A 1,308-nucleotide genomic window follows, 5' to 3' on the forward strand; every position below is an offset into this window, starting at 1 on the left:
ATTATTTAATCGTTATATTTTTGCATAAAGTTTCAACATCAGAGTGTGGAATAAGACCGATGTTTCCATGGTCATAAAGACCGTGAGATATGTTTAGCCCCCACACTTTATACATCAGAAACCGGATAGTTCAATGGGCTTTTAGACCCCGCATTCACAATGATGGCTCACGATGTACAGATGTTGTTTTAATAAATCATTCAGACCATGACTTACGTTGGAATCGATGTCAGCAAGGCGACTTTCGTTGTCGCTTATTCGTCAGCCAAGACAAGCAGGACGAGAACATTCAAGAACACCGTAAAGGGAGTTCACGAGTTTATCCAGACCATTTCTCCGGCAACACATCATTGCGTGCTGGAAGCAACGGGCAATTACAGCGCATTGCTTGTTTATCTGCTTTCAGAGGCAGGCATTACCGTCAGCCTTGAAAATCCGCTGAAGATAAAGAACTTCGCCCGTGTCATGCTCACCGTCATAAAAACGGATGAGATTGATGCGCGCCTGATAGCCCTTTATGGGGAAAAGATGCAGCCTGCGCCTTACAAACTTCGAAGCGAACCAATTCTCATTCTCAAGCAGAAACGGACGGTGCTGCGCCAGCTTAAGAAACAACTTGTAGCCACACGCAACCTCAAAGGCTCGATGGAAGTCCTTCCGTTCTTTGACCCCAAATGCAAGAAAACCATCGAAAAGACGATTGTATTTCTTGAAAAGCAGATCAAAGGGATGGAAGAGGAACTCGCTTCATTGGCACAAGGTGAATACAAGAAACAGATGGACTTGCTCACCTCTATCAAAGGCATCGGCATTACGCTGGCAGCAGCACTTATCGTAGCCACCGGCGGATTCACTTACTTTGATAATGCCAAACAACTCACCCGATACTTGGGCTTGTCACCTACTTACCAACAATCCGGTACGTCAGTCAATGTCAAAGGTCACATCAACCGAAACGGAGATTCAGCCTTGAGAAGCCAGCTTTATGTGGCGGCGTTCTCGTCTCTCAGGTGCAATACCGAGTGCAAGGCATGTTTTGACCGTCTCAGGTCCAACGGCAAGCCCGGCAAGGTGGCGGTCATTGCGGTCGCCAACAAGCTTGTAAGGCAAGCCTTTGCTGTCGTCACGCAAGGGAAACCCTATGTCGATGGATTCAAATCCGAAAAAACATAATAGCTCCTGCGGAGGGAACGCCATGCGGCAAGGGGCTGAGCAGTCAGCCCCGACGAGCCTTCCATGCACGATAACTTGCATGAGTATGCTAATTATCGTTAACCGTATTCTGTTTTTATATTATAGTTCATATCT

The 1,308-nt window shown here is 46.7% G+C and carries 1 protein-coding gene; it reads left to right on the forward strand.

What is annotated here, in order from left to right:
* Nucleotides 1-207: 207 nt before the first annotated feature.
* Nucleotides 208-1,173 (forward strand): transposase, encoded by a 966-nt coding sequence (locus HU824_RS19400; protein ID WP_120471065.1) that lies wholly within the window; start codon nucleotides 208-210, stop codon nucleotides 1,171-1,173.
* Nucleotides 1,174-1,308: the final 135 nt, after the last annotated feature.

It is taken from the genome of Bacteroides sp. L10-4 (genome assembly GCF_013373675.1).
GTDB lineage: Bacteria > Bacteroidota > Bacteroidia > Bacteroidales > Bacteroidaceae > Bacteroides > Bacteroides muris.